The sequence below is a fragment of the Stappia sp. WLB 29 genome (assembly GCF_023507705.1).
Taxonomy (GTDB): Bacteria; Pseudomonadota; Alphaproteobacteria; order Rhizobiales; family Stappiaceae; genus Stappia.
Window position 1 is genome coordinate 452,455 of the sequence record NZ_JALBGD010000001.1, and the last position, 25,020, is coordinate 477,474.

At 68.0% G+C, this 25,020-nt stretch carries 25 protein-coding genes and 3 tRNA genes; all 28 read right to left on the minus strand.

Annotated features, from left to right (window positions below; translation table 11 throughout):
• Positions 1-2: 2 nt before the first annotated feature.
• A complete protein-coding gene (nuoK, locus tag MNI96_RS02095; RefSeq protein WP_067215325.1) occupies positions 3-311 on the minus strand; it encodes an NADH-quinone oxidoreductase subunit NuoK in 309 nt (102 codons plus the stop codon).
• A gap of 85 nt (positions 312-396) precedes the next feature.
• Positions 397-1,011 carry an NADH-quinone oxidoreductase subunit J gene (locus tag MNI96_RS02100; RefSeq protein ID WP_249689940.1) on the minus strand — a complete coding sequence of 205 codons (615 nt, stop codon included), beginning with the start codon at positions 1,009-1,011 and terminating at the stop codon, positions 397-399.
• Positions 1,012-1,139: 128 nt separating this feature from the next.
• Positions 1,140-1,628 (minus strand): NADH-quinone oxidoreductase subunit NuoI, encoded by a 489-nt coding sequence (nuoI, locus tag MNI96_RS02105; protein WP_067215330.1) that lies wholly within the window; start codon positions 1,626-1,628, stop codon positions 1,140-1,142.
• Between the two features lie 144 nt (positions 1,629-1,772).
• A complete protein-coding gene (locus MNI96_RS02110) occupies positions 1,773-2,009 on the minus strand; it encodes a hypothetical protein (protein ID WP_249689942.1) in 237 nt (78 codons plus the stop codon).
• A gap of 13 nt (positions 2,010-2,022) precedes the next feature.
• Complete coding sequence (gene nuoH, locus MNI96_RS02115) at positions 2,023-3,081, minus strand: NADH-quinone oxidoreductase subunit NuoH (protein ID WP_249690389.1); 1,059 nt, start codon at positions 3,079-3,081, stop codon at positions 2,023-2,025.
• A 12-nt stretch (positions 3,082-3,093) separates the two neighbouring features.
• The gene (gene nuoG, locus MNI96_RS02120; RefSeq protein WP_249689944.1) at positions 3,094-5,193 is read right to left on the minus strand and encodes an NADH-quinone oxidoreductase subunit NuoG; all 2,100 of its coding nucleotides are present in this window, start codon (positions 5,191-5,193) and stop codon (positions 3,094-3,096) included.
• An 87-nt stretch (positions 5,194-5,280) separates the two neighbouring features.
• Positions 5,281-6,585, minus strand: a complete 1,305-nt coding sequence (nuoF, locus tag MNI96_RS02125) for an NADH-quinone oxidoreductase subunit NuoF (RefSeq protein ID WP_249689946.1) — start codon at positions 6,583-6,585, stop codon at positions 5,281-5,283.
• 15 nt (positions 6,586-6,600) lie between these two features.
• A complete protein-coding gene (locus MNI96_RS02130; protein WP_249689949.1) occupies positions 6,601-7,848 on the minus strand; it encodes an NADH-quinone oxidoreductase subunit E in 1,248 nt (415 codons plus the stop codon).
• Positions 7,848-9,032 (minus strand): NADH-quinone oxidoreductase subunit D, encoded by a 1,185-nt coding sequence (locus MNI96_RS02135; RefSeq protein WP_249689950.1) that lies wholly within the window; start codon positions 9,030-9,032, stop codon positions 7,848-7,850. The genes MNI96_RS02130 and MNI96_RS02135 overlap by 1 nt, the downstream gene beginning before the upstream one ends.
• An 8-nt stretch (positions 9,033-9,040) precedes the next feature.
• On the minus strand, positions 9,041-9,646 hold the full coding sequence (locus MNI96_RS02140; RefSeq protein ID WP_283776284.1) for an NADH-quinone oxidoreductase subunit C: 606 nt from the start codon (positions 9,644-9,646) through the stop codon (positions 9,041-9,043).
• A 65-nt stretch (positions 9,647-9,711) separates the two neighbouring features.
• Complete coding sequence (locus MNI96_RS02145) at positions 9,712-10,290, minus strand: NuoB/complex I 20 kDa subunit family protein (protein WP_249689953.1); 579 nt, start codon at positions 10,288-10,290, stop codon at positions 9,712-9,714.
• Positions 10,281-10,646 (minus strand): NADH-quinone oxidoreductase subunit A, encoded by a 366-nt coding sequence (locus MNI96_RS02150; RefSeq protein WP_067215349.1) that lies wholly within the window; start codon positions 10,644-10,646, stop codon positions 10,281-10,283. The genes MNI96_RS02145 and MNI96_RS02150 overlap by 10 nt, the downstream gene beginning before the upstream one ends.
• Before the next feature lie 235 nt (positions 10,647-10,881).
• Positions 10,882-11,742, minus strand: a complete 861-nt coding sequence (locus tag MNI96_RS02155) for a penicillin-binding transpeptidase domain-containing protein (protein ID WP_249689955.1) — start codon at positions 11,740-11,742, stop codon at positions 10,882-10,884.
• 219 nt (positions 11,743-11,961) lie between these two features.
• Positions 11,962-12,038, minus strand: a tRNA-Asp gene (locus MNI96_RS02160).
• 44 nt (positions 12,039-12,082) lie between these two features.
• Positions 12,083-12,159: transfer RNA gene (locus tag MNI96_RS02165), tRNA-Asp, on the minus strand.
• A 44-nt stretch (positions 12,160-12,203) separates the two neighbouring features.
• Positions 12,204-12,280 (minus strand) — tRNA-Asp (locus MNI96_RS02170).
• Between the two features lie 215 nt (positions 12,281-12,495).
• The gene (locus tag MNI96_RS02175; protein WP_249689957.1) at positions 12,496-13,812 is read right to left on the minus strand and encodes a murein hydrolase activator EnvC family protein; all 1,317 of its coding nucleotides are present in this window, start codon (positions 13,810-13,812) and stop codon (positions 12,496-12,498) included.
• A 159-nt stretch (positions 13,813-13,971) separates the two neighbouring features.
• Positions 13,972-14,679 (minus strand): protein-L-isoaspartate(D-aspartate) O-methyltransferase, encoded by a 708-nt coding sequence (locus MNI96_RS02180; RefSeq protein WP_249689959.1) that lies wholly within the window; start codon positions 14,677-14,679, stop codon positions 13,972-13,974.
• Between the two features lie 46 nt (positions 14,680-14,725).
• Positions 14,726-15,487 (minus strand): 5'/3'-nucleotidase SurE, encoded by a 762-nt coding sequence (gene surE, locus MNI96_RS02185; RefSeq protein WP_249689962.1) that lies wholly within the window; start codon positions 15,485-15,487, stop codon positions 14,726-14,728.
• Positions 15,487-16,767 carry a serine--tRNA ligase gene (gene serS / locus MNI96_RS02190; protein WP_249689964.1) on the minus strand — a complete coding sequence of 427 codons (1,281 nt, stop codon included), beginning with the start codon at positions 16,765-16,767 and terminating at the stop codon, positions 15,487-15,489. The genes surE and serS overlap by 1 nt, the downstream gene beginning before the upstream one ends.
• Before the next feature lie 60 nt (positions 16,768-16,827).
• Positions 16,828-17,610 carry a twin-arginine translocase subunit TatC gene (gene tatC, locus MNI96_RS02195; protein WP_249689966.1) on the minus strand — a complete coding sequence of 261 codons (783 nt, stop codon included), beginning with the start codon at positions 17,608-17,610 and terminating at the stop codon, positions 16,828-16,830.
• Positions 17,607-18,122 carry a Sec-independent protein translocase protein TatB gene (gene tatB / locus MNI96_RS02200; RefSeq protein WP_249689968.1) on the minus strand — a complete coding sequence of 172 codons (516 nt, stop codon included), beginning with the start codon at positions 18,120-18,122 and terminating at the stop codon, positions 17,607-17,609. Before tatB ends, tatC begins: the two co-directional genes overlap by 4 nt.
• A 97-nt stretch (positions 18,123-18,219) precedes the next feature.
• A complete protein-coding gene (locus tag MNI96_RS02205) occupies positions 18,220-18,459 on the minus strand; it encodes a twin-arginine translocase TatA/TatE family subunit (protein ID WP_158192402.1) in 240 nt (79 codons plus the stop codon).
• A 90-nt stretch (positions 18,460-18,549) separates the two neighbouring features.
• Positions 18,550-19,677, minus strand: coding sequence for an ABC transporter ATP-binding protein (locus MNI96_RS02210; protein WP_249689971.1), 1,128 nt, complete (start codon positions 19,675-19,677; stop codon positions 18,550-18,552).
• Entirely contained in the window at positions 19,661-20,329 is a 669-nt protein-coding gene (gene scpB, locus MNI96_RS02215) for an SMC-Scp complex subunit ScpB (protein WP_158196007.1), read from the minus strand. The genes MNI96_RS02210 and scpB overlap by 17 nt, the downstream gene beginning before the upstream one ends.
• A gap of 91 nt (positions 20,330-20,420) precedes the next feature.
• A complete protein-coding gene (locus MNI96_RS02220) occupies positions 20,421-21,275 on the minus strand; it encodes a segregation and condensation protein A (protein WP_249689973.1) in 855 nt (284 codons plus the stop codon).
• A gap of 70 nt (positions 21,276-21,345) precedes the next feature.
• On the minus strand, positions 21,346-22,368 hold the full coding sequence (nagZ, locus tag MNI96_RS02225) for a beta-N-acetylhexosaminidase (protein ID WP_249689974.1): 1,023 nt from the start codon (positions 22,366-22,368) through the stop codon (positions 21,346-21,348).
• A 140-nt stretch (positions 22,369-22,508) separates the two neighbouring features.
• Positions 22,509-24,977 (minus strand): SPOR domain-containing protein, encoded by a 2,469-nt coding sequence (locus MNI96_RS02230; RefSeq protein WP_249689976.1) that lies wholly within the window; start codon positions 24,975-24,977, stop codon positions 22,509-22,511.
• Positions 24,978-25,020 lie beyond the last annotated feature (43 nt).

Consider the following 25,020-nt stretch of genomic DNA (forward strand, 5'->3'; position numbering starts at 1 on the left):
CCTTACCCCTTCATCATGTTGACGTCTTCAACCGCGATAGAGCCGCGGTTGCGGTAGAACACCACCAGGATCGCAAGGCCGATGGCCGCCTCGGCGGCCGCGACGGTCAGCACCAGCAGCGCGAACACCTGTCCGACCAGATCGCCCAGGAACGCCGAGAAGGCGACCAGGTTGATGTTGACGGAGAGCAGCAGGAGCTCCACCGACATCAGGATGACGATCACGTTCTTGCGGTTCAGGAAGATGCCGAAGATTCCGATGGTGAACAGAATCGCGGCGACCGCCAGATAGTGTGACAGACCGATTTCCATGGGCGCCTCGTGATGCTCCCCCGAGTGAGACCTTGCGGTGCGCGGCCCGGGCGGGCGGGCACCGTGAATGTGAGCGGCGGGATCCTCAGATCCCCTTGCCGGTTTCGACCTTGCGCACCTCGACCGACGCCTCGCGCGTGCGGCCGACCTGCTCAGAGATGTTCTGCCGCCGCACGCCTTCCTTGTGGCGCAGCGTCAGCACGATGGCGCCGATCATCGCCACCAGCAGGACGAGGCCGGCCGTCTGGAAGAAGAGGATGTAGCGGGTGTAGACGAGCTCGCCGAGCGCGCGGGTGTTCGACATGTCCGCAGGCAGCGGCGCGGGCGCCGCCGTCGTTCCGGCGATCTCCGGCGAGATCGCCCAGGCGCCGAGCACGAAAAGCAGCTCGACCAGCAGGATCAGGCCGATCAGGCCGCCCACCGGCATGTATTGCAGGAAGCCCTGGCGCATCTCGACGAAATCGACGTCGAGCATCATCACCACGAACAGGAACAGCACCATCACCGCGCCGACATAGACGACGACGAGCAGCATCGCCAGGAACTCGGCCCCGAGCAGAATGAACAGGCCCGCGGCGTTGAAGAAGGCGAGAATCAGGAACAGGACCGAGTGCACCGGATTGCGGGACGCGATGACCATGAAGGCCGACGCGACCGCAACAGCGGCGAAGAGATAGAAGAAGATGGCTTGCAGGACCATGTCGCGGTGTGCCCCCGTCGTCCCCGTTTAAGTCGCAGCCGCGTCGCGGCTCCAGATGAATTGGGCGCTTCCGGCGCGCAGCGGCCTCGTCTTAGACCACGGGCCGCGCGCCGTCCACTCCCGCCGCCTCAGCGATACGGCGCGTCCATGGCGATGTTGCTGGCGATCTCCCGCTCCCAACGGTCGCCGTTCGCCAGCAGCTTTTCCTTGTCGTAATACAGCTCCTCGCGCGTCTCGGTGGCGAACTCGAAGTTCGGCCCCTCGACGATCGCGTCCACCGGGCATGCCTCCTGGCAGAAGCCGCAATAGATGCACTTGACCATGTCGATGTCGTAACGGGTCGTGCGCCGCGTGCCGTCGTTGCGGCGCGGGCCGGCCTCGATGGTGATCGCCTGCGCCGGGCAGATCGCCTCGCACAGCTTGCAGGCGATGCAGCGCTCCTCGCCGTTCGGATAGCGGCGCAGAGCGTGCTCGCCGCGGAAGCGCGGGCTCACCGGCCCCTTCTCGAAGGGGTAGTTGATCGTCGGCTTCGGCTTGAAGAAGTAGCGCATCGCCAGGAAGAAGGCGGAGACGAACTCCTTCAGCAGAAGCGATTTTGCCGCCTGTTGCAGTGCCATGGCGTCTAGCCCCGTGGTTACGTTTTCCTCTGGCCCGCCCGCCGGTCCCGCAAGCCCCGACAAGGGCGCGAACCGCAAGCGGCCAAATCCTCGATTGCGCCGGCATGCCGCCCATCGGCCGCCGGCTGCGAAGTCCCCGCCCGCCTATCCGGCGAGCGCACTGCCGGCCAGGTACCCGACCACCGGAAACCCGACCAGCGAAAAGGCCATCACCAGGATCCGGATCTGGCCCATGTATCGCCCGAGCAGGCTTTCGCGCCCGCTCTGCTGCTTCTGCCGTTCCGCCGCCGCCCGAAGGACGCCGACGACGATCTTGTAGTCGATCCAGCCCACATAGAGGCCGATGGCGGCGCCGATCAGTCCTGCAATCGAGACCGGCATGCCGCCCTCTCCCTTACGTGCCCGTCGGAGCCCACCCCATCGCCATCAGCACCGCCGCGACGACGAACACCATGGCCAGCGACAGCGGCAGGAACACCTTCCAGCCGAGGCGCATCAGCTGGTCGTAGCGGTAGCGCGGGACCATCGCCTTGACCATGGCGAACATGAAGAACACCAGCAGCGACTTCAGCAGGAACCAGACGAAGCCCGGCACCCAGGTGAAGGGGGCGAAGTCCAGCGGCGGCAGCCAGCCGCCCATGAAGAGGATGGTCGTCAGCGCGCACATCAGCGCGATCGACACATACTCGCCGAGCATGAACATCATGTAGGGCGTGGAGCCGTATTCGACCATGAAACCGGCGACCAGCTCGGACTCGGCCTCGGCCAGGTCGAACGGCGGACGGTTGGTCTCCGCCAGCGCCGAGATGAAGAAGATCACGAACATCGGGAACAGCGGCAGCCAGTACCAGTTCAGGAAGGCCAGCCAAGGCACCCCGAGCGCGCTGGCAAGGCCGGTTTCCTGCGCCCGGACGATGTCCGTCAGGTTCAGCGAGCCGACGCACAGGAGCACCGTCACGATGACGAAGCCGATGGACACCTCGTAGGAAACCATCTGCGCCGCCGAGCGCAGCGCCGACAGGAACGGGTACTTCGAGTTCGAGGCCCAGCCGCCGATGATGATGCCGTAGACGCCGAGCGAGGAGATCGCGAGGATGAACAGGATGCCGACATTGATATCGGCGATCACCCATCCGTCGGCGACCGGAACCACCGCCCAGGCGGTGAGCGCCAGCGTCACGGTGACCAGCGGCGCCAGCAGGAACAGGCCTTTGTTGGCGCCGGCCGGGATCACCGGCTCCTTCAGCACGAATTTCAGAAGGTCGGCAAACGACTGCAACAGGCCCCAGGGCCCGACGACGTTCGGGCCGCGGCGGATCTGCACCGCCGCCCAAACCTTGCGGTCTGCGTACAGGATGTAGGCCACGATCAGCAGCAGCGCGACCAGCAGCAGCACGCTCTGCGCCACCATGATGATCAGCGGGAAGAGGTAATCCGCCCAGAAGTCCGCCATCATTGCCCCCGTTTACTCCGCGGCCTCTGCCGCGCGCGCCTTGGCGAGGGCCGAACACTCGGCCATCGTCGCGGAGGCCCGCGCGATCGGATTGGTCAGGTAGAAGTCGGTGATCGCCGGCTGGAACGCCTCGCCGGCCATCTTGCCGCCGAGATCGGCAGCCTTCGCAGTGCCCGCGCCGCCGTCGCTCTCGATGCCGTCGATGCCGGCCATCAGCGGATGCGCCGCATAGAGCGCCTTGCGCAGGTCCTGCAGCGAGTCGAACGGAAGCGCCGAACCCAGCTGCGCCGACAGCGCCCGCAGGATCGCCCAGTCCTCGCGGGCTTCGCCCGGAGGGAAGGCCGCACGGTCGCCGAGCTGCACGCGGCCCTCGGTGTTGACCCAGGTGCCCGACTTCTCGGTATAGGTGGCACCCGGCAGGATCACGTCGGCGCGGTGCGCGCCGCGGTCGCCATGGGTGCCGACATAGACCACGAAGGCCGAGCCGAACGCGCCCATGTCCATCTCGTCGGCGCCGAGCAGGAACACGACATCCATCGCGCCCTCGCCTGCCGCCTGCTGGATTTCGGCGACGCCCTTGCCGCCCTCGCCCGGCACGAAGCCGATGTCGAGGCCGCCGACGCGCGAAGCCGCGGTGTGCAGCACCGAGAAACCGTTCCAGTCGGCACCGACCGCCCCGACCGAACGGGCGAGCGCAGCAGCGGCCGACAGGACCGCCGCGCCATCGGCGCGCGACAGCGCGCCCTGGCCGACGATGATCAGCGGACGCTCGGCGTTCTTGAGAACGTCGGCAAAGCCGTGCTTGCCGGCCACCAGATCGGCCAGTGTTTCGGCGCCGGCGCCGAGATACGTCGACGGATAGGTCAGGTCGGCCTGCTGGCCGATGACGCCGACGGGAAGCGGACCCATGCGCATGCGCTTGCGGATGCGCGCGTTCAGCACAGGCGCCTCGAGACGCGGGTTGGAGCCGATGATCAGCACCGCATCCGCGTCCTCGATCCCCTCGATGGTCGCGTTGAACAGATAGGAGGAGCGGCCGAGCGCCGGATCGAGCGCGGCCCCGTCCTGGCGGCAGTCGATATTGGCCGAACCGAGCGCCGTCATCAGGCTCTTCAGCGCGAACATTTCCTCGACGCTCGCCAGGTCGCCGGCAATCGCCGCCAGCTTCTCCGGGCTCGACGCCTTCACCTTGGAGGCGATGGCGGCGAAGGCCTCGCCCCAGCTGGCCGGGCGCAGCTTGCCGTCGACGCGCACATACGGGCGGTCGAGGCGCTGGGTCTTCAGGCCGTCCCAGATGTAGCGGGTCTTGTCAGAGATCCACTCCTCGTTGACCGCTTCGTTGAGACGCGGCAGCACGCGCATGACCTCGCGGCCGCGGGTGTCGACGCGGATCGCAGAACCGACCGCATCCATCACGTCGATGGTCTCGGTCTTCTTCAGCTCCCACGGACGGGCCTGGAAGGCATAGGGCTTGTGCGTCAGCGCACCGACCGGGCACAGGTCGACGACGTTGCCCTGCATCTCGGACGAGAGCGCGTTCTCCAGGTAGGAGGTGATCTCCGCATCCTCGCCGCGGCCGATCAGGCCGAGGTCGGCGACGCCGCAGACTTCCGTGGTGAAGCGGACGCAGCGCGTGCAGTGGATGCAGCGCGTCATGATCGTCTTCACCAGGGGACCGATATACTTGTCCTCGACGGCGCGCTTGTTCTCGGCGTAGCGGGATGCGTCGACGCCATAGGCCATGGCCTGGTCCTGCAGGTCGCACTCGCCGCCCTGGTCGCAGATCGGGCAGTCGAGCGGATGGTTGATCAGCAGGAACTCCATCACGCCCTCGCGGGCCTTCTTGACCATCGGGGTCTTGGTGAAGACTTCCGGCGCCTCGCCGTTCGGGCCGGGACGCAGGTCGCGCACGTTCATGGCGCAGGATGCGACCGGCTTCGGCGGTCCGCCCTTCACCTCCACGAGGCACATGCGGCAGTTGCCGGCAATCGACAGCCGGTCGTGGAAACAGAAGCGCGGCACCTCGGCACCCGCCGCCTCGCAAGCCTGCAGCAGCGTGTAGTCCTGCGGAACCTCGATCTCCTTGCCGTCGACAAAGATCGTCTTGTTCATGCCTTGCTGCCCTCGCGGCTTGCCCGCAGCGCCCTTTTTGCGCGCGAACGTGTCGTCCTGTTTCCTGCGGCCATCTCTCTGGCCGCCTTACTGTGCCGCTGCCAGCGACTGCGCCGGCTTGCGGCTCTTGGCCACGTACTGGTCGATGCGTTCCTCGATCACCGGCCGGAAATTGCGGATCAGGCCCTGGATCGGCCATGCGGCCGCATCGCCGAGGGCGCAGATCGTGTGGCCTTCCACCTGCTTGGTGACGTCGAAGAGCATGTCGATCTCTTCCCTCGCGGCATTGCCGGCCACCATGCGCTCCATCACGCGCCACATCCAGCCCGTGCCCTCGCGGCACGGCGTGCACTGGCCGCAGCTCTCGTGCTTGTAGAAATACGAGAGGCGGGCGATCGCCTTGATGATGTCGGTAGAGCGGTCCATCACGATCACCGCCGCCGTGCCGAGGCCCGAGCCGAGCCCGCGCAGGCTGTCGAAGTCCATCGGGCAGTCGATGATGTTCTCCGCCGTCACGCAAGGCACGGAGGAGCCGCCCGGGATCACGGCGAGCAGGTTGTCCCAGCCGCCGCGGATGCCGCCGCAATGGCGGTCGATCAGCTCGCGGAAGGGAATGCCCATCTCCTCCTCGACCGTGCAGGGACGGTTCACGTGGCCGGAGACGCAGAACAGCTTGGTGCCCGCATTGTTCGGCTTGCCGAGACCCGAGAACCACGCAGCGCCCCGGCGCAGGATGGTCGGGGCAACGGCGATGGACTCCACGTTGTTCACCGTCGTCGGGCAACCGTAGAGGCCGACATTGGCCGGGAACGGTGGCTTCAGGCGCGGCTGGCCCTTCTTGCCTTCCAGGCTCTCCAGCAGCGCGGTTTCCTCGCCGCAGATATAGGCGCCGGCGCCGTGATGGACATAGATGTCGAAGTCGTAGCCGTTCTTGTTGTTCTTGCCGATCAGCCCGGCCTCATAAGCCTGGTCGATGGCCGCCTGCAGGCGCTCGCGCTCGCGGATGAACTCGCCGCGCACATAGATATAGGCGGCGATGGCGCCCATCGCGTAACCGGCGATCAGGCAGCCCTCGACAAGCGTATGCGGGTCGTGGCGCAGGATCTCGCGGTCCTTGCAGGTGCCCGGCTCGGACTCGTCCGCATTCACGACGAGATAGGCCGGACGACCGTCCGATTCCTTCGGCATGAACGACCACTTGAGGCCCGTCGGGAAGCCCGCACCGCCGCGCCCGCGCAGGCCCGACGTCTTCATCTCGTTGATGATCCAGTCGCGGCCCTTGTCGAGCAGACCCTTGGTGCCGTCCCAGTGGCCGCGCTGGCGCGCGCCGTCGAGGCCCCAATCGTGCAGGCCGTAGATATTGGTGAAGATCCGGTCCTGATCCTGCAGCATCGCGATCCCCTTCCCTTAGGACTTGCTCGTGGGCACGTCGCCATTGTCGGCGCGCCTGGAGAAATCGGTTTCGCCACCGGACGCCAGCACCTCGGCCTGCGCGATCCAGTCTTCGCGATCGATACGCCCCTTGAACTTCAGCCGCGTGTCGACCCAGGCCTTGTTCTCCTCGTTCCAGGAGGCGATCTGGTCGAAATGGTAGACGCCGAGTTCGTTGAGGATGCCCTCGATCTTCGGGCCGACGCCCTTGATCCGCTTCAGGTCGTCGGCCTTGCCGCCGCGCGCGCCTTCCAGCAGCTCGGGCCGCGTCTCGCCGGCAACGCCGCCGGCAAGGTCCAGGCTGGTCTGCGGGCTCTCGTGGCTCTTGACCGCGGCGACCGGCTTGCCGGCCTCGGACGGCTTCGGGCCGGCCTCGCTCGCCGCCGGAGCGTCCGGAAGCTTGGTCTTCGTCTCGGGCTTGGCCTCGGCCTTGGCGAGATCGGCAGGCTTGCCGGCCCGCGGGGCCGGCGCCTTCTTGGTGGTGCCGGTCGCCTCGGCAGCCGCCGGGACGCCGTTATAGTCGCTGCCGCCGGCATTGATCGAGGCGCCGGCAAAGGCATGCGAGGCCGCTTCCGCGCCCTTGACCACATGCGGGACCGGGTCGCCGCCGCGGGTCTTGTCGGAAAGGCCGGTCAGCGTGGTCGGGCCGCCCTCCGGCGCGCCGAAGCGCCGGCCGTTCTGCGGGCCCGGCGTCACTTCGCGCCCGGCGGAAATGTCGTCGATGAGCTTTTCCAGGCTCTCCGGCGTCAGGTCCTCGTAGGTGTCCTTGAAGATCTGCACCATCGGCGCGTTGACGCAGGCGCCGAGGCACTCGACCTCTTCCCACGAGAAATCGCCGTCGGCCGACAGCTCGTGCGCATGGGCCGCGATCTTCGACTTGCAGACCCGGATCAAGTCTTCCGAACCGCGCAGCTGGCACGGCGTCGTGCCGCAGACCTGGATATGCGCCTTCTTGCCGACCGGGGCCAGCTGGAACATGGTGTAGAAGGTCGCGACCTCCAGCACGCGGATGTCCGGCATGCCGAGCATTTCGGCGACATAGCGGATCGCCGGCTCGGGCAGCCAGCCGTCGTGCTGCTCCTGCGCCCGCCACAGCAGCGGGATCACCGCGGAGGCCTGACGGCCGTCCGGGTAGCGCGCGATGATGTTCCTGGCCCATTCCAGATTGGCCGCCGTGAAGGCGAAGCTCTCGGGCTGCTCAGGGTGAAGGCGACGAACGGCCATTACCGGTCCACCTCTCCGAACACGATATCGAGGGAGCCGAGCACCGCCGACACGTCGGCCAGCTGATGTCCACGGCACATGAAATCCATCGCCTGCAGATGGGCAAAACCGGGGGCCTTGATCTTGCAGCGATAGGGCTTGTTGCTGCCGTCGGCGACGAGATAGACGCCGAACTCGCCCTTCGGCGCCTCGACGGCCGCATAGACCTCGCCTTCCGGCACGCGGTAACCTTCGGTGTAGAGCTTGAAGTGGTGGATCAGCGCTTCCATCGAGCGCTTCATCTCGCCGCGCTTGGGCGGAACCACCTTGCCGTCCAGCGACGAGACCGGCCCCTTCTCCACCGTCAGCTTCTCCAGGCACTGCTTCATCAGCCGCACGGACTGGCGCATCTCTTCCATGCGGATGAGATAGCGGTCGTAGCAATCGCCGTTCTTGCCGATCGGGATGTCGAAATCGAGTTCGGCATAGCACTCATAGGGCTGCGACTTGCGCAGGTCCCAGGCCGCGCCCGAGCCGCGCACCATAACGCCGGAAAAGCCCCGCGCCCATGCGTCCTCCAGCGACACGACGCCGATATCGACGTTGCGCTGCTTGAAGATGCGGTTGTCGGTCAAGAGCCCCTCGATGTCGTCCAGCGTCTGCAGGAACGGATCGCAGAAGTCCCAGATATCGTCGAGCAGTTCCTTCGGCAGGTCCTGATGCACACCGCCCGGCCGCACATAGGCGGCATGCATGCGCGCGCCGCAGGCCCGCTCGTAGAAGACCATCAGCTCTTCGCGCGGCTCGAAGCCCCACAGCGGCGGGGTCAGCGCGCCGACGTCCATCGCCTGCGTCGTCACGTTCAGCAGGTGCGACAGCAGCCGGCCGATCTCCGAATAGAGCACGCGGATCAGCTGGCCGCGCTTGGGCACCGTGATGCCGAGCAGCTTCTCGACCGCCAGCGCGAAGGCGTGCTCCTGGTTCATCGGCGCGACATAATCGAGCCGGTCGAAATAGGGCACCGCCTGCAGGTAGGTCTTGTGCTCGATCAGCTTCTCGGTGCCGCGATGCAGCAGGCCGATATGCGGGTCGACGCGCGTCACCACCTCGCCGTCCAGCTCCAGCACCAGACGCAGCACGCCGTGCGCCGCCGGATGCTGCGGACCGAAATTGATGTTGAAGTTGCGGACCTGAGCCTCTGCCATCGGCTGCCTCAATTGGTCTTGGCTTTTTCGTCGCCGGGCAGGATGTATTCCGCACCCTCCCAAGGCGACATGAAGTCGAAGTCGCGGAATTCCTGGGTGAGCCGCACCGGCTCGTACACCACCCGCTTCTTCTCGTCGTCGTAGCGAACCTCGACATAGCCCGTCAGCGGGAAATCCTTGCGCAGCGGATAACCGTCGAAGCCGTAGTCGGTCAGGATCCGGCGCAGGTCCGGATGACCGGAGAACAGCACGCCGTACATGTCGTAGGTCTCGCGCTCGAACCACTCCGCACCGGCGAACACGTCGATGATGGAGGGGACCGGCGTCTCCTCGTCGGTCGCCACTTTCACGCGGATGCGCAGGTTCTGCTTCGGCGACAGGAGGTGGTAGACCACGTCGAAGCGGTTGTCCCGCTGCGGCCAGTCGACGCCGCACAGATCCGTCAGGTTGACGAACTGGCAGCTGGAGTCGTCGCGCAGGAACCGCACCACCTGGACGATCTCGGAAGCCCGTGCGAGCAGCGTCAGTTCCCCGTACTCGACCTTGTAGCCGTCGAGGGCATCGCCCAGATGCGCCTGAATATGTTCGCCAAGCTCGGCGAGCGTCTCGTCCATGATCCTGACCCGTCTAGTCGCTTGCGGGAGTCATGCCGGCCGGGCCGGCACTCCGCGGGCGGCGTTCAGCGTTCGATCGTTCCGGTGCGGCGGATCTTCTTCTGAAGCAGAAGAACGCCGTAGAGCAGCGCCTCGGCCGTCGGGGGACAGCCGGGAACGTAGATATCGACCGGGACGACCCGGTCGCAGCCGCGCACCACCGAATAGGAGTAGTGGTAGTAGCCGCCGCCATTAGCGCAAGAGCCCATGGAGATGACGTAGCGCGGCTCCGGCATCTGGTCGTAGACCTTACGCAGGGCCGGAGCCATCTTGTTGGTCAGCGTGCCGGCGACGATCATCACGTCCGACTGGCGCGGCGAGGCCCGCGGCGCGAAGCCGAAGCGCTCGGCGTCGTAGCGCGGCATCGACATCTGCATCATCTCGACCGCGCAGCAGGCGAGGCCGAAGGTCATCCACATGAGCGAGCCGGTGCGCGCCCACTGGATCAGGTTGTCGGTCGCGGTGACGACGAAGCCCTTGTCGGCCAGTTCGTCGTTGATCTCCATGAAGAACGGATCGTTGGCGCCGACCGGCTTGCCGGTTGCCGGATCCAGGATGCCCTTCGGAGCCTCTGCAATGAGCGGCTGCTGCGACGTCAGTCCCATTCCAGGGCCCCCTTCTTCCATTCGTAGATGAAGCCGACGGTCAGCACGCCGAGGAAGGCCATCATAGACCAGAAGCCGTACCAGCCGAGGTCGCCGAACGCGACCGCCCAGGGGAACAGGAACGCCACTTCGAGATCGAAGATGATGAACAGCAGCGCGACCAGGTAGAAGCGGATGTCGAACTTCATGCGCGCATCGTCGAAGGCGTTGAAGCCGCACTCGTAGGCCGACAGCTTTTCCGAATCGGGATTCTTGTAGGCGAGCAGGAACGGCGAAATCAAAAGCGCGAGGCCGATGACGAGCGATACCCCGATGAAGACGAGGATCGGAACGTAATCTCTCAGGAGCTCTTCCATGTCCTAATGTCCTTCCGCCGGGCCATTATCGCTGCCGGAACCCTGTGTTCCATGCAGCGTGTCCGGCCGCGCGACGCGCAGCCGGTCCCTCTATCCCGGCGATTGCGGCGGATGCGCGTGGAGGCACGCTCCCGCCAGTGCCCATGGGGCACGCTTAGCCCACGCACAAACGCAACGCAAGTCCGACGACGGTGTAATCGAAAGCGGTTTTTTGCAGGCGCGAAAGGCCCCTGCGTCAGTTATTGCCCGAAAGCGGCGGACCGCCCGTGGGCAGGCGCTTTGCGATGGCCGGCCATTCCTTGAGGAAGGCCGCGCGGGCGCGTCGGCCCGGCGAGCCGCGCTCGCGCGTCTCGTCCTGCACCAGCCTTACGAAGACCAGCCGCCGCCCCTCGCCCTCGCCCTTCGCCTCGGCCCAGCCGACGAACCAGCCATAGCCGCGCGAGCGGTCGAAACTGCCGTCCGCGCGCCGCGGATAGGCTCCGCCCGGCTTGCCCGTCAGCATCCACCCCGCTCCCGCCTCGTGCGCCGGCAGCAGGGCCTCCGCCTGCGCCTGCGCGCTCTGCGACAGCGGCAGCGTGCGGTTCAGGAGCTTGGTGAGAAACAGCGCCTGTTCGCGCCCCGACACCGTCAGCGAGGAGGCGATCCAGGCCCGCTCCAGCCCGTTGTCCTCCCCCGGATCGCCTGAGAAGTCGGCATTGCCGAAGCCGAGCGCGCTTGTGTGCCGCTCCAGCACCGCACGGCCGAGTTGCCTTGCCATGCGCTGCGAGTACCAGACGACGGAATGCTCCATCCAGTGCGAGGGATCGACATCGCCGCGCCAGGCATCGCCGCCCCAGTCGACCTCGCCCCTGGCCCAGGTCCAGACCGGAGAATGCGCGCCGTCCAGCACGCCTTCCTCGTAGCCGATGGCCGCGAGCGGCACCTTGAAGGTGGAGGCCGGCGTCACGCGCGCGGCGCAGTCGCCCTCCTCCAGCAGAACGGAGCGGGTCTGCGATTCGATCACCATCGTGCACAGGACCCCGGCCTGCGCCGGCGCAGCGGCCGCTCCCATGACCGGAACCAGAACCGCCAGTGCCGCACCCGTGATCCGTGCCATCGATGTCCCCTCCCCGCGCGAGCCCGAAATCTTGGCCCGAAACCTTGCGAACGCGAGCCCGCCACGCAAATGGTGCGACAATGTGTCGGCCCCCGCGCTTGTGCACAGGACAGAGGACCACGCGCTGCGCAAGGCGAAGACGCGGCCCGAAGGCCTGTCCGTCGCCTTGGCGTCCGGTCTGGAAAAGTCTGGACTTTCAGGAGAAAGAAAGGGGGCGAGTGGCGCGAGTGACGGGGCTCGAACCCGCGACCTCCGGCGTGACAGGCCGGCACTCTAACCAACTGAGCTACACCCGCTCGCCCGCTTCGCATCGCTGCGAAAGGCTCCCGTAAAAGGTGAGTGGCGCGAGTGACGGGGCTCGAACCCGCGACCTCCGGCGTGACAGGCCGGCACTCTAACCAACTGAGCTACACCCGCTCGCCCGCTTCGCATCGCTGCGAAAGGCTCCCGTAAAAGGTGAGTGGCGCGAGTGACGGGGCTCGAACCCGCGACCTCCGGCGTGACAGGCCGGCACTCTAACCAACTGAGCTACACCCGCTCACCTCTTGGCGACGCTTGGTCGCCGGGAGTGGCGGTGATGTACGGCGAGCCGCGCGTCAAGTCAAGCGCAAGCGGCCGCTCATGTGACGATTGTGCAATGAGCCTTTGCCTCCCGCCCTCGCCGCTTGTGGAAAACGAAAACGGACGCGCCGGGTGGGCGCGTCCGCTGCAACGTTTTTGCCCGCCTTAATGTCGCGGCGAAGGCGAAATCCCTTACAGGCTCGCGAGATACTTCATCGGGTCGACCGGCTTGTTGCCGCGGCGCAGCTCGAAATGAAGCTGCGGCTGGCTCACGGAGCCGCTGGAGCCGGCCTTGGCGATGGTCTGGCCGCGCTGCACCCCGTCGCCGCGCTTGACCAGCAGCGAGCTGTTATGGGCATAGGCGGAGACCCAGCCGTCGTCGTGGCGCACCAGGACCAGGTTGCCGAAGCCCTTCAGCTCGTTGCCCGAATAGATCACCGTGCCGTCCTCGACCGCCTTGATCTCGGTGCCTTCCGGCAGGGCCAGGTTGATTCCGTCGTTATGCGCGCCGCCCGGCTTGGGGCCGAACTCGGAGATGATCCGCCCGCGCGCCGGCCAGCGGAAGCGCCGTTCGCCGGTTGCCGCCGGCTCCGGCGAGGTCTCGCGGGACACGGCGATCGGCGCGGTCGGCGCCGGCTCGTCGCGCACCACGGCAGGGCGCGCCGGGGTCGTCGGAGCGGATGCTGCCGGCTGGGTCGGCCGGCTGGACAGTGCCGCCGGCTTGCTCTTCGGCGAGGTGACGACACCCCTGCCCGGCTGCGGCGTGGTCAGGGAGGCGACGCGAACCTGCGCGCCGGGCTTGGCCTGCGGACGCGGTGCGCCGGCAAGGCCGGCCCCGGCCGGGATCGAACCGGTCACGCTCGGCGAGCCGCCGGCCGCCGGCAGGCGCGTCGTCGGCTGCGCGGGCGCCGCCGAGGCGATGTTCGGCGCGCCTTGCGAATAGGTGGGGATGGTCACGCGCTGGCCGGCCGTAAAGCTGCCGTTGGCGTCGGTGCCGTTGATCTCGCCCAGCACATGCTGGGGAATGCCGTAGCGCCGCGACAGGCTGGCGACGGTGTCGCCCTGGCGTGCGGTGACCTGCGTCGCACCGGCCGTGGTCCAGCCGCGCACGTTACGCACCTCGCCGGACGGCGCTGTCGGCGCGGAAACCGCCCTCGGGGCGCTCGTGGCTGCCGGCACGCCGGCATAGGTGCCGGAGGTCGCCGGCGTGCTGGTCCGCGCAGAGCCGATGGAGCCGGTCGAGACCTGCTGGTTCGCGCCGGTCGGCGGCGGCAGCGTCGAACGCTGGACGGCGCCGGTGGACTGGCGCGGCCCGGCCGCGACGCTGTCGAAGCTCGGCTGCGAACCGCTGCCCAGCATCGCGCGCTGATTATCGGTATTGCCGGTGAAGATCGGATCCTCGAACCGCTCGACGCCGCCGCTGCAGGCTCCCGCGAGCGCGGCGAGCACGATCACGACGGCGGTCTGCGTAAGCAGTCGGGAAGAAGGGCGAAGAACCTGCGTTGTCATGGCGCTACTCGGACTGAAGACACCTGAAATCATGATGTCGATTAAATGCCGGTAACGTTGATAAAGACTTAAAGTCGCGCGCCGCCCGTAAACCAATTTGCGTTTTATGGCGGAACCTCCGGACGCGCCCTGCCGCCCGCACGCAGCGCCGGCCGCCGATTACAGCCGGCTCGCCGTCCCTTCCACCAGCGGCACGAATCGAACCTCGGCCAGCACTTTTTCCGATACGCGCCCGCCCTGCTTCTCCACCAGCACCAGTTCCTGCACGCTGCCCTTGGGTCCGCGCGGCATGATCAGCTTGCCGCCCTCGGCCAGTTGATCGAGCAGCACCTTGGGGATCTCCGGTCCGGCGGCCGTCACGATGATCCGGTCGTAGGGCGCATGCTCGGACAGCCCCTCCAGCCCGTCGCCGTGATGCACGCGCACGCTGGTGATGCGCAGCGAGGCCAGTCGCTCGCGTGCCAGGTCGACAAGGGTGCGATAGCGCTCGATGCTGTGCACTTCCCCCGCCATCAGGCCGAGGATCGCTGCCTGGAAGCCGGAGCCGGTGCCGACCTCCAGCACCTTGTGCGCCGGGCCGATGTCCAGCGCATCGGTCATCCGCACCACGAGGCTCGGCTGGGAGATGGTCTGGCCGCATTCGATCGGCAGCGCCGTGTCCTCGCCCGAATGCCGCTGCATGGCCGCGGACAGGAACAGGCGCCGCGGCACCCGTTCGATGGCGGAGAGCAGCCTTGTGTTGCGGATGCCTTGCGAGCGCAGGCGCAGGATGAGCGCTGCCGTCGCCTCACGGTCGGCCTCGGCCTGCCGTTCGGCGGCGTTGCGCATGTCCTCGCCGTCGTCCGGACCCTCGCCGTTGTCGCTCACCAGCCCCTCCCTCGGCCATCGCTGGCCGGGAACGCAACGCGCGTTCTCAGCCCAGCAGGTCTTTCAGTTCGCCGAGCAGGTCGTGCGCCGTCAAGTCCAGCTTCAGCGGCGTCACCGAAATGCGGTTGTGCACCAGAGCGGACAGGTCGGTATCGCGCGGCGGATCCTCATCCGCGTTGCGGAAGCCGAGCCAGTAATAGGGCACGCCGCGCCCGTCGGTGCGCGCATCGACGCCGAGCTCGCTCACCTTGCGCTTGCCCTGCCGCGTCACCTCGATGCCCTCGACCTCGTCCGGCGCGCAAGGCGGGAAGTTGAGGTTGAGCAGCGTGTCGGGCGGGAAGCTGAAGCCGAGCAGGCGCTCGATCAGCTTCGGCGCGTGAGAGATCGCGCAGGAATAGTCGGCCCGCGCGCCCTTCGACCAGGCGACGCCCTGCGACAGCGCGATGGAGCGGATGCCCATCAGCGTGCCCTCCATGGCGCCGGCGATGGTACCGGAATAGGTCACGTCGTCGGCCGCGTTCTGGCCCCGGTTGACGCCCGACAGGATCAGGTCCGGCCGCTTGTCGGTCAGGATCTCGCGCACGCCCATGATGACGCAGTCGGTCGGCGTGCCGCGCACGGAGTAGCGGCGCTCGCCCATCTCGCGCAGGCGCAGCGGGTCGTGCAGGGTCAGCGAGTGCGCCACGCCGCTCTGATCGGTCTCGGGCGCCACCACCCACACGTCGTCGCTCAGTTCCCCGGCGATCTGCTCCAGCGCGGCAAAGCCGGCTGCGTGGATTCCGTCGTCGTTCGTCAGCAGGATGCGCATCAAAGCCCCTCGATCGTCTCGATGCCGCCCATATAGGGCCTCAGCGCCTCGGGCACCGTGATGCTGCCGTCCGCGTTCTGGTAGTTTTCAAGGACCGCGATCAGCGCGCGGCCGACTGCGATACCCGAGCCGTTCAGCGTGTGCACGAACTTCAGGCCCTTCTCGCCCTGCGGGCGGAAGCGCGCGTTCATGCGCCGCGCCTGGAAGTCGCCGCAGACCGAGCAGCTGGAAATCTCGCGATAGGCGTTCTGCCCCGGCAGCCAGACCTCGATGTCGTAGGTCTTGCGCGCGCCGAAGCCCATGTCGCCGGCCGACAGCGCCATCACCCGGTACGGCAGGCCGAGCCGCTTCAGCACTTCCTCGGCGCAACCGGTCATCCGCTCCAACTCGTCCAGCGAGTCCTCGGGGCGGGTCACCGACACCAGCTCGCATTTCCAGAACTGGTGCTGGCGCAACATGCCGCGCACGTCGCGCCCCGCAGAGCCCGCTTCCGAGCGGAAGCACGGGGTCAGCGCGGTCACGCGCAAGGGCAGGTCCGCCTCGTCCAGCGTCTCGCCGGCCACCATGTTGGTCAGCGGCACCTCGGCGGTCGGGATCAGCCAGCGCCCGTCGGTGGTCTTGAACAGGTCCTCGGCGAACTTCGGCAGCTGCGAGGTGCCGTAGAGCGCTTCGTCGCGCACCAGGAGCGGCGGCGACACTTCCATGTAGCCGTGCTCGCCGGTCTGCAGGTCCATCATGAACTGGCCGAGCGCCCGCTCCAGACGGGCGAGACGCCCCTGCAGCATGACGAAGCGCGCGCCGGCAATGCGCGCGGCCCGCTCGAAGGCAAGGCCCGGCAGCGCGCCGGCGATCTCGAAATGCTCTTTGGGGGTGAAGTCGAGCGTGCGCGGCGTGCCGACGCGGCGAACTTCGACGTTGTCGCTTTCGTCCGCGCCGTCCGGCACGTCGTCATGCGGCATGTTGGGCAGCACGGACAGGGCGGCCTGCAGCTCGGCATCGATCTGCCGCTCCTGCTCCTCGCCCTGCTGGATCTTCGCCTTGAGGCTCGCCACCTCGTCGATCACCGCCTGCGCGGCCTGCTCGTCACCGGAGGCCTTGGCCTTGCCGATCTCGCGCGAGGCGGCATTGCGGCGCTCCTGCGCCTGCTGCAGATCGGCGACGAGCGCCCGCCGCCGGTCGTCGATGGCGATCAGCCGCGCCGCCTGCGGCTCCAGTCCGCGCCGGTCCATGGCGCGGTCGAAAGCCGCGGCATTGTCGCGGATCCACTTGATGTCGAACATGAGAAACCCCGGGATTGCTGCCGGCGCGCCGGAATGGCGGGTCGTCGGTCGCGGCCCGGATCAGGTCTCCGCCTCGGCGGCCTCCCGCTCGGCCCGCTTCTTCTCGACCAGCCTGACGCAGATGATCGACACTTCGTAGAGAAGCAGTGTGGGAAGTGCAAGGCCGATCTGGCTGATCGGATCCGGCGGCGTCAGCACCGCCGCCGCGATGAAGGCGATGACGATGGCGTACTTGCGCTTGGACCTCAGCCCCTCGGCCGAAACCAGCCCGACGCGTCCGAGCAGCGTCAGAAGCACCGGCAGCTGGAACACCAGGCCGAAGGCGAAGATCAGCGTCATGATGAGGCCGAGATACTCGCTCACCCGCGCCATCAGCTGGATCTTGGCCGTGCCGCCCGTCCCGTCCTGCTCCATCGACAGGAAAAAGCCCATGGCCAGCGGCATCACCATGAAGAACACCAGCGACGCGCCGACGGCGAACAGCACCGGCGTCGCGAAGAGAAACGGCAGGAACGCGCCGCGCTCGTGCTTGTAGAGCCCCGGTGCCACGAACATGTAGAGCTGGCCGGCGATCACCGGAAAGGCGATGAACAGCGCGCCGAAGAAGGCGAGTTTCAGCTGGGTGAAGAACAGCTCCTGCGGCGCCGTATAGATCATCTCCACGGGATGCCCGGCGGCATTCTCGTAAGGGATGATCAGGATGTTGTAGATGTCCTGCGCGAAGTAGAAGCACACGATGAACGCAAGGAGCGTCGCCACCACCGATTTCAGCAACCGGCTGCGCAATTCGATCAAGTGTTCGATGAGCGGCGCCTTCGAGGCGTCGATGTCTTCCTGGCTCATGCCGTCCTGTCACTCGCCGTGTTGGCCGTGCCGCTCTCGCCCGGCGTTGCGGAACCCGGTGTCGCCGGGGTCTTTGCTGCCGGGGCCCCCGCCGCCGAAGCCTGGGTCGCCTGCGGCTGCGCAGCCGGCCCGGTACCGGTCTCGGATGCGCCCGCCGGCGTCGTGCCTTTTCCGCCCGCCTCGTCCGCCGGCTCGGCCGCCGCCGTGTCGGCGGTCTTGGCCTCGGCCGGCTTCGGCGGCTTGCGATCCGTCTCGATGGATTTCTTGATGTCGCCGAGCGGATCGAAATTCGCCGCCTTCTCGACCTGCTTCTTCATGTCGGCGATGTCGGCCTGCTGTTCGGCCTCGCGCAGCGCCTCGTTGAAGGTCGACTGGAACTCGCCCGCCATCCGCCGCACCTTGCCGATCGTCTGGCCGAAGGTACGCAGCATCCGCGGCAGGTCCTTCGGCCCGACGACAAGGATCATGACGACCGCGACAACAAGCAGTTCCGTCCAGCCGATATCGAACATGTCGATCCGTCTTCCGCATTCGAAGGGTCAATGGCCGCATCCGCACGCCGCCCGCGAAGGGGCGGCATGGCGCCACGCGTCCGGCTCGTCCCGGCGCTCAGCCCGCCTGGGACTTGTCCTCGGACTTGCTGGTAACCACGGTCTCGTCGGCCTTGTGATCGATCGTCTTGCGGCTGGCGGCGGTGTCCGTCTCGGCCTCGTCGTCCTCGTTGAGCCCCTTCTTGAAGCTCTTGATGCCCTTGGCGACGTCGCCCATGAGCTCGGAGATCTTGCCGCGGCCGAACAGCAGAACAACGATCACCGCGATGATCAGGATCTGCCAAATGCTGATACCCATACGCCCAACTCCCTGGTCTTCCGGTGCACGCGCTCCGGCGCGGCACTATTGCAACAAAGCGGTCGCCACCGCAACCGGACCCTTGCGGCCCTATTCCCCGCTTTCGCGCGGGAAGGCGATCACGTCTCTGGCATCGAGGCGCACCCCGACATCCATGCCGACGGCGAAGCGTCCGCCGTCGCGAATCCTTGCGTGGAGCGGCAGGTCGAGCCCCTCCACCGCCACCTCGACGAGATCGACCTCGCCGATGAACCGCCGGCGCATGATGCGCCCGACTTGCCCCTCGCCCGGCTCGCCGAGCAGGATGCCTTGCGGGCGCACGCAGACGTCGACATCCATGCCGCGGGCGATGCCCTCGGCCGGGAAGCGGCCGAACACCGTCTCCACCTCCTTGTCGCCGGCGCTCGCCTCCAGCTCGTTCAGCTCGGAGAAGAAGCGCGCCGCGAACATATCGACGGGACGGTTGTAGAGATCGTCGGCGCTGCCGACCTGCACCAGCCGGCCCTTGCGCATCAGGGCGATGCGGTCGCCCATGCGCATCGCCTCTTCCGGGTCGTGGGTGACCATCACGCAGGTCGCCCGCGTCTCGCGCAGCACCGCCAGCGTCTCGTCGCGCACCGTGTCGCGCAGCCGCCGGTCGAGGCCGGAGAACGGCTCGTCCATCAACAGCACGCCGGGCCGCGGCGCAATCGCGCGGGCCAGCGCCACGCGCTGCTGCTCGCCGCCCGACAGGGCGTGCGGGTGATCGCCCGCATGCGAGGCGAGCCCCACCCGAGTCAGCGCCGTCAGCGCCGTCTGGCGCGCCTCGGCCCGGCCCATATGCGTCAGCCCGAAGGCGACGTTCTCGGCAATCGTCAGATGCGGGAACAGCGCATAGTCCTGGAACATCAGACCGACGCCGCGCCGCTCCGGCGGCAGGAACGCCTGCGGCCCGGCCACTTCCCGCTCGTTGATCAGGACCCGCCCCGACGACTGGCGCTCGACCCCGGCGGCGATGCGCAGCAAGGTGGTCTTGCCGCAGCCCGAATGGCCGAGCAGGCACAGCACCTCGCCCGGCTCCACCGTCAGCGAGACCGAGCGCACGGCCGCCAGGTGACCGTAGGAATGGCTCACGGCTTCAAAGCTCAGCCGCGCCGCGATGGTCGCACCGGCGGTGCCGCGCGTGCCCCAGCGCCGGACCGGCGCCTCGGCCTGCCTTGCGTCAATCGTCGCGGTCATGGTGCGGCTCGTCTTCGTCTTGCATCAAATCGAACAATTCGGCCTCGTCGATCGGGTCTTCCTCGTCCCGCAGGTCGGAGGAATCGTCAGGCACCGGCACGGTGAACCCGGCCGGCACGGCGCTGTCGAGCAGGCCGGAGCCCTTCAGTTCCTCAAGCCCCGGCAGGTCGCCGACCGAAGTCAGCATGAAATGCTCCAGGAAGCCTTCCGTGGTGCCGTAGGTCACCGGCCGTCCCGGCGTCCTTCGCCGGCCGCGCATGCGAATCCAGCCGGTTTCCATCAGCACGTCGAGCGTGCCCTTCGAGGTCGACACGCCGCGGATCTCCTCGATCTCGGCCCGCGTCACCGGCTGGTGATAGGCGATGATCGCCAGCGTCTCCAGCGCGGCGCGCGAAAGCTTGCGATCCTCCACCTGCTCACGCGCCAGCAGATAGGCGAGATCCTCGGCCGTGCGAAACCCGAACTTTCCGCCGATTTCCACAACATTCACGCCGCGGGTCGCATAGGCGCGGCGAAGCGTGTCTATCAAAGCGCGAACATTGGTGCCGGCCGGCAACCTTGCCGCGATCTCCTCGACGCTGAGCAGGTCGCGCGAGGCGAAGAGCAGCGCTTCCGCCATGCGCAGTCCGCTTTCCGGCGAGGGTTCCGGCATTGCCTGCAGGTCGTCGAGCGGCAACTCGCCGTCCGTTTCGTCCCGCACTGCATTCTCGCCCTGTGCTGCCTGCTCCCGGCCGCTCGTCACGTCACGCCTCGTTCTCTTCGCCGGTTTCCGACGCTGGCGAACCTTCAAGGGGTCCGCGATCGCCCGGATCGGGCCTGCGTCTCAGGTAGAGCGGGGCGAACGGCTCTGCCTGGCGCAATTCAAGCTCTCCCTCGCGCACGAGTTCGAGACTTGCCGAAAAGGTGCTGGCCCGCACGGTGCTCGCCTTGCTGCCATCACCGATATACTTCGACAGATAGGCATCCAGAGGCATCCAGTCCATATGCAATCCGACAATCCGCATCAGCAGGTCGCGCGCTTCCTGCAGCGACCAGACGGTGCGGCGGCGCACCTGGACGGAGGTGACAGAGGTCCGCTGGCGCTGCGCCGCATAGGCGATCAGCAAGTCGTAGAGCGTCGCCGACCAGGCGCTGCGCCGGGCAATCGACACCGCCTCGGGCCGTCCCCTTGCGAAGATGTCCCGGCCCAGCCGGTTGCGATTCATCAGCTTTTCCGCCGCCTTGCGCATCGCCTCCAGCCGCCGCAGGCGAAAGGCCAGCGCTGCCGCCATCTCCTCGCCGGTGAGCTGGTCCTCTTCCTTCTGCTCGGGGATCAGCAGCCGCGATTTCAGGTAGGCGAGCCAGGCGGCCATCACCAGGTAGTCGGCCGCCAGCTCCAGCCGCAGCCGCCGCGCCTCGGCGACGAATTCCAGATACTGCTCGACCAATGCCAGGATCGAGATGCGGGCGAGATCCACCTTCTGCTTGCGGGCGAGCGTCAGCAGCAGGTCGAGCGGCCCTTCAAAGCCGTCGACATCCACCACCAGCGCCGGATCGCTCAAGGCGCGGTCTGCCGCGACGCTTGCCGGATCCGGATCCTCGAAGAAGGTGTCCTGCACCCCTGCCCCCAGCTGCCTCGCCCGAACCGCCCGGATCGGTTGCCGGGCCGGACTTTGTCAGGGTTCCCTTTTAGGACAGAGCGCGCGCCTCCGCCAGCAAGGCGTCGAATTCGGCGCGCGCAGCCCGCCGGTCGAGCGGCGCCGGTTGCGGCATGGCCCGCAGCGCGGCCTGCGCCCGCTCCAGCGCCCTGCCCGACAATTCCGGGCTCGCGCCGGCCACCGCGACCATCTCCGCCATCTCGCCGTTGCAGTGGAGCGCCATGTCGCAGCCGGCGGCAAACAGCAGCTGCACCCGCTCGCCCACCTCGCCGCCGAGCGCCTTCATCGACAGGTCATCGCTCATGAGCAGCCCGTCGAAGCCGATGGCCCCGCGCACGATCTCCTCGATCACCGGCGCCGACTGGGTGGCCGGGCGCTCGGGGTCGACCGCGGTGAAGATGACATGGGCGGTCATCCCGAGCGGCAGGTCGGCAAGGGCGCGGAACGGCGCGAAATCCGTCTCCTGCAGCTCGGCCAGTCCCGCCTCGACGACGGGCAGGTGATAGTGGCTGTCCACCGTCGCCCGGCCGTGGCCCGGCATGTGCTTGATCACCGGCAGCACGCCGGCCGCCAGCAGGCCGTCGGCAAAGGCCCGGCCGATGGCCGCGACCTCCTCTGGCTCCGCAGCATAGGCGCGGTCGCCGATGGCCTGGCTCGTCCCGGCCACCGGCACGTCGAGGATCGGCGCGCAGTCGACGGTGATGCCCATCTCCCGAAGATCCGTGCCGATCAGCTGGCCGCCGAGAAACGCGGCCCGCAGGCCCGCCTCGCGGTTGGTGGCAAGCAGCTGCCCGTAGATCGCCCCGGCCGGATAGTCGCCGACCAGCGGCGGGCGCAGGCGGCGCACCCGTCCGCCCTCCTGATCGATCAGCACCGGCGCGTCCTCCCGGCCGACACACTTACGGAATTCGGCGCACAGCGCGGCGATCTGCTCGCCCGACTGGCAGTTGCGGCCGAACAGGATCAGGCCCCAGGGCTGCTCGCGCGCCAGGAACGCCCGCTCCTCCTCGCTCAAGCCGTGGCCGGCACACCCGGTGATGAAGGCCTTGGTCATCGGCTGAAAATCCCGTGTCTTCCCGGCCGCCTCAAAGCGCCGGTCATTGGGTGGAAGGCTCGCGTGTCGCGAAAACGGGCGGCCCGTCGTCCGGTCCGCCCGCTTGCAATTCTATCCTCTCGCCGCAAGGGCGCGGCCCGTCAGTTCCGGCGCACGAAGCAGTCGCCGCCGGCCGACTTCAATCGCTCGCAGAGCGAGATCGCATCGTCGCGCGAGGAGGTCGGGATGCGCACCCGGTAGAAGGTGCCGCGGTCGCCGAGATCCGCGCGCTCGATCACCGGCGAGACGCCGCCGAGCACCGCGCCGTAGCGCCGCTGCAGGTCGCCGAAGGCCGCCTGTGCCTGTTCCTGGGTCCGCTGCGACGACACCTGCACGATATAGGTGCCGGCCGGGATCGAGCCGGTCGCCGGGGCGGAGGCCTGCGTTGCCGACGGCTGCTGCGGCTGGGCCGGAGCTGTCGGCGCGGGCACGCGCGGGGCCTGCGCCGTCAGGTCGAGCGGCGCCTGCGTGTTGCGGGCAGGTTCCGCCTGGCTCGGGGCCGCCGCATTGGCCGCCAGCGTATCGATATCGTCCGGCTTGGTGCGAGGCACGTTGGGAGCCATCGGATCGGTGCCCGCGGTCTCGGTGCCGCCATTCGCGGCTGCCGGTTCCGGCGTCTGGCCCGGCGTCTGGTCTGGTGTCTGGGTCGAAACGTCGCCCGACAGCTGGTTCGCCGCCCCGTTCGCCGCCTGTCCGGCCGCATCCAGCGTCGAGGTCAGCTGGTTCTGCGCCCCCTCGCCCGCACCGTTGGTGATCGGCATGGTCGAGACCTGGCGCACGCCATTGGCGTCGGTCGTCGGTTGTCCGTTCGCCGTTGCCGGCTCCTCGGGGCCGGTGCCGGGAATGCGCGCGGTATCGCCGGCCGGCGTCGTCGCGGTGTCGGTTGCCGGCGCGGTTGCAGCGCCCGGCGCGGTCCGGCCCGGCGCATCGCCGGAAATGATGGTGCCGTCGGGACGAACGACCACCGTGCGCACCTTGCGCGGCCCGGACGAAACGCCGGAGCCGTCCGCATCATCGTTTCCGGTCAGCGGAGCCGGCGGCAGCGAGGCCACCGGGGTCTCGTCCTGCAGCACGAGGCGTTCGTCGCCGTCGCTGCCGACGCGGTCGTAGATCAGCTTGTTCTGGCCGTCGCTCGAGGAGGTCTGGCTGTCGGGATAGACCTTCAGGTCCTCGCCGTCGGCGGTGATCACCGGCGGCGGACCGGACATCTCGTCGTCGCCCAGGTTGGTCAGCGCGAAAACGCTGCCGCCCAGCACCACGACACCGAGCACGGCGGCTGCAACATAGAGCCCGCGCTTCGACTTCGCGGCCGGCTCGGCCGCCTCCTGCTCACGCTCCGAATGCGGCGGCAGCACGCCGTGGCCGCCGAGCTGCGGATCGCCCTCGCGCATGGCCTGCGCCACCTCGTCGAGGTCGTAGCCGCCCGGCGGCGGCGGAGCTTCCGTCTCCCCGACAAAAATGTCGTCGACCGCCTCGTCGTACTCGTCGCGATAGCGCGGCGAGGCAGCGCCTGCCGCCATAGCACCAGTTGCGGCAGCCGTGCCGTAGTGACGCGCACCGGACACAGCGCCGAGGCCGAGCAGATCGTCGTCGTCCTCGTCCCGGCGCGCCTCGTAACCGTCCTGCTCGTACTCGTCGTCCTGATAATCGCCCTCGGCGGCACCCTCTTCGGCATAGTCGTCGGACGCGGCCTCGGCCGCAGCGCCCGCCCCCCAGGCCGGCTCGGCGGCACGCGGGCCGCGCAACGCGCCGAGCAACTCGTCCTCCAGCGAGGCGAGCGGATCCGGCGCAGCAGCCTCTTCCGCGGCAAGCTCATCGGCGAAATCGTCTGCGGCGTCTTCGTCGTAATAGCCGGCATCGTCCGTCTGGGTGGCAGACCCGGCCCACAGCTGCGCCGGGGCATAGGCCGGCGCCGCCCGCACCTCGGCCGCGCGCCGGGCATAGGCATCGAGCGGCTGTGCCTCTGCCGCATCCGGCTCGGCATAGTTCTCGTCCGTGTAGCCGTCCTCGGCATAGGGCTGGCGGGCGTAAGGGTCTTGCGGATCGGCCAGCCCCTCGTCGACCAGGGCGCGGTCGGCATAGACCTCGTCCACATAGGGCTGCGGGGCCAAGGTCTCCGCCTCGCGGCGATCCTGCGGGAAGCTGTCGTCGGCGAGCGCCTCCGCCTCGTCCTGCGGATAGCCCTCATGCGGGTCTTCGTAGGCCTGACCTGCGTAAGCCTGATCCTGATAGTCCTGCCCCTGGTAGTCCTGGGACTTCTCGTAGGTCTCGGGAGCATAGGTGCCGAAATCGTCGGACAGCCCGGCCTCGAGCTCGCGCGCCCACGCTTCGTGGTCGATCAGGTCGCGCGAGGCGTCGTAGCTGCCCTGGCCACTGCCCTGGACGGCCGGCGCCTCGCCCTCGGCGCCGAGCGCGACCGGACGGTAGCGGGCATTGCCCTCGCTGACGATGCGCGCCAGCTCGACGAGCGGATCCTCTTCGAACCCGGCATTGTCCCCGGACTGGCCAGCATCCGCCTGGTATCGATCGCCGCGCTGGCCCTGGACCGGATAGTTCGAGCGACTGGACATGGTGCTAGGGACTTCTCCGCTGACTGCGGCGCGCCTTGCGCAC

Excerpts from the sequence above, each read along its gene's own strand:
- nuoK (WP_067215325.1), bottom strand. The coding sequence starts at position 311 with ATGGAAATCGGTCTGTCACACTATCTGGCGGTCGCCGCGATTCTGTTC.
- MNI96_RS02100 (WP_249689940.1), bottom strand. The coding sequence starts at position 1,011 with ATGGTCCTGCAAGCCATCTTCTTCTATCTCTTCGCCGCTGTTGCGGTC.
- nuoI (WP_067215330.1), bottom strand. The coding sequence starts at position 1,628 with ATGGCACTGCAACAGGCGGCAAAATCGCTTCTGCTGAAGGAGTTCGTC.
- MNI96_RS02110 (WP_249689942.1), bottom strand. The coding sequence starts at position 2,009 with ATGCCGGTCTCGATTGCAGGACTGATCGGCGCCGCCATCGGCCTCTAT.
- nuoH (WP_249690389.1), bottom strand. The coding sequence starts at position 3,081 with ATGGCGGACTTCTGGGCGGATTACCTCTTCCCGCTGATCATCATGGTG.
- nuoG (WP_249689944.1), bottom strand. The coding sequence starts at position 5,193 with ATGAACAAGACGATCTTTGTCGACGGCAAGGAGATCGAGGTTCCGCAG.
- nuoF (WP_249689946.1), bottom strand. The coding sequence starts at position 6,585 with ATGCTGCAGGATCAGGACCGGATCTTCACCAATATCTACGGCCTGCAC.
- MNI96_RS02130 (WP_249689949.1), bottom strand. The coding sequence starts at position 7,848 with ATGGCCGTTCGTCGCCTTCACCCTGAGCAGCCCGAGAGCTTCGCCTTC.
- MNI96_RS02135 (WP_249689950.1), bottom strand. The coding sequence starts at position 9,032 with ATGGCAGAGGCTCAGGTCCGCAACTTCAACATCAATTTCGGTCCGCAG.
- MNI96_RS02140 (WP_283776284.1), bottom strand. The coding sequence starts at position 9,646 with ATGGACGAGACGCTCGCCGAGCTTGGCGAACATATTCAGGCGCATCTG.
- MNI96_RS02145 (WP_249689953.1), bottom strand. The coding sequence starts at position 10,290 with ATGGGACTGACGTCGCAGCAGCCGCTCATTGCAGAGGCTCCGAAGGGC.
- MNI96_RS02150 (WP_067215349.1), bottom strand. The coding sequence starts at position 10,646 with ATGGAAGAGCTCCTGAGAGATTACGTTCCGATCCTCGTCTTCATCGGG.
- MNI96_RS02155 (WP_249689955.1), bottom strand. The coding sequence starts at position 11,742 with ATGGCACGGATCACGGGTGCGGCACTGGCGGTTCTGGTTCCGGTCATG.
- MNI96_RS02175 (WP_249689957.1), bottom strand. The coding sequence starts at position 13,812 with ATGACAACGCAGGTTCTTCGCCCTTCTTCCCGACTGCTTACGCAGACC.
- surE (WP_249689962.1), bottom strand. The coding sequence starts at position 15,487 with ATGCGCATCCTGCTGACGAACGACGACGGAATCCACGCAGCCGGCTTT.
- serS (WP_249689964.1), bottom strand. The coding sequence starts at position 16,767 with ATGTTCGACATCAAGTGGATCCGCGACAATGCCGCGGCTTTCGACCGC.
- tatC (WP_249689966.1), bottom strand. The coding sequence starts at position 17,610 with ATGAGCCAGGAAGACATCGACGCCTCGAAGGCGCCGCTCATCGAACAC.
- tatB (WP_249689968.1), bottom strand. The coding sequence starts at position 18,122 with ATGTTCGATATCGGCTGGACGGAACTGCTTGTTGTCGCGGTCGTCATG.
- MNI96_RS02205 (WP_158192402.1), bottom strand. The coding sequence starts at position 18,459 with ATGGGTATCAGCATTTGGCAGATCCTGATCATCGCGGTGATCGTTGTT.
- MNI96_RS02210 (WP_249689971.1), bottom strand. The coding sequence starts at position 19,677 with ATGACCGCGACGATTGACGCAAGGCAGGCCGAGGCGCCGGTCCGGCGC.
- scpB (WP_158196007.1), bottom strand. The coding sequence starts at position 20,329 with ATGCCGGAACCCTCGCCGGAAAGCGGACTGCGCATGGCGGAAGCGCTG.
- nagZ (WP_249689974.1), bottom strand. The coding sequence starts at position 22,368 with ATGACCAAGGCCTTCATCACCGGGTGTGCCGGCCACGGCTTGAGCGAG.
- MNI96_RS02230 (WP_249689976.1), bottom strand. The coding sequence starts at position 24,977 with ATGTCCAGTCGCTCGAACTATCCGGTCCAGGGCCAGCGCGGCGATCGA.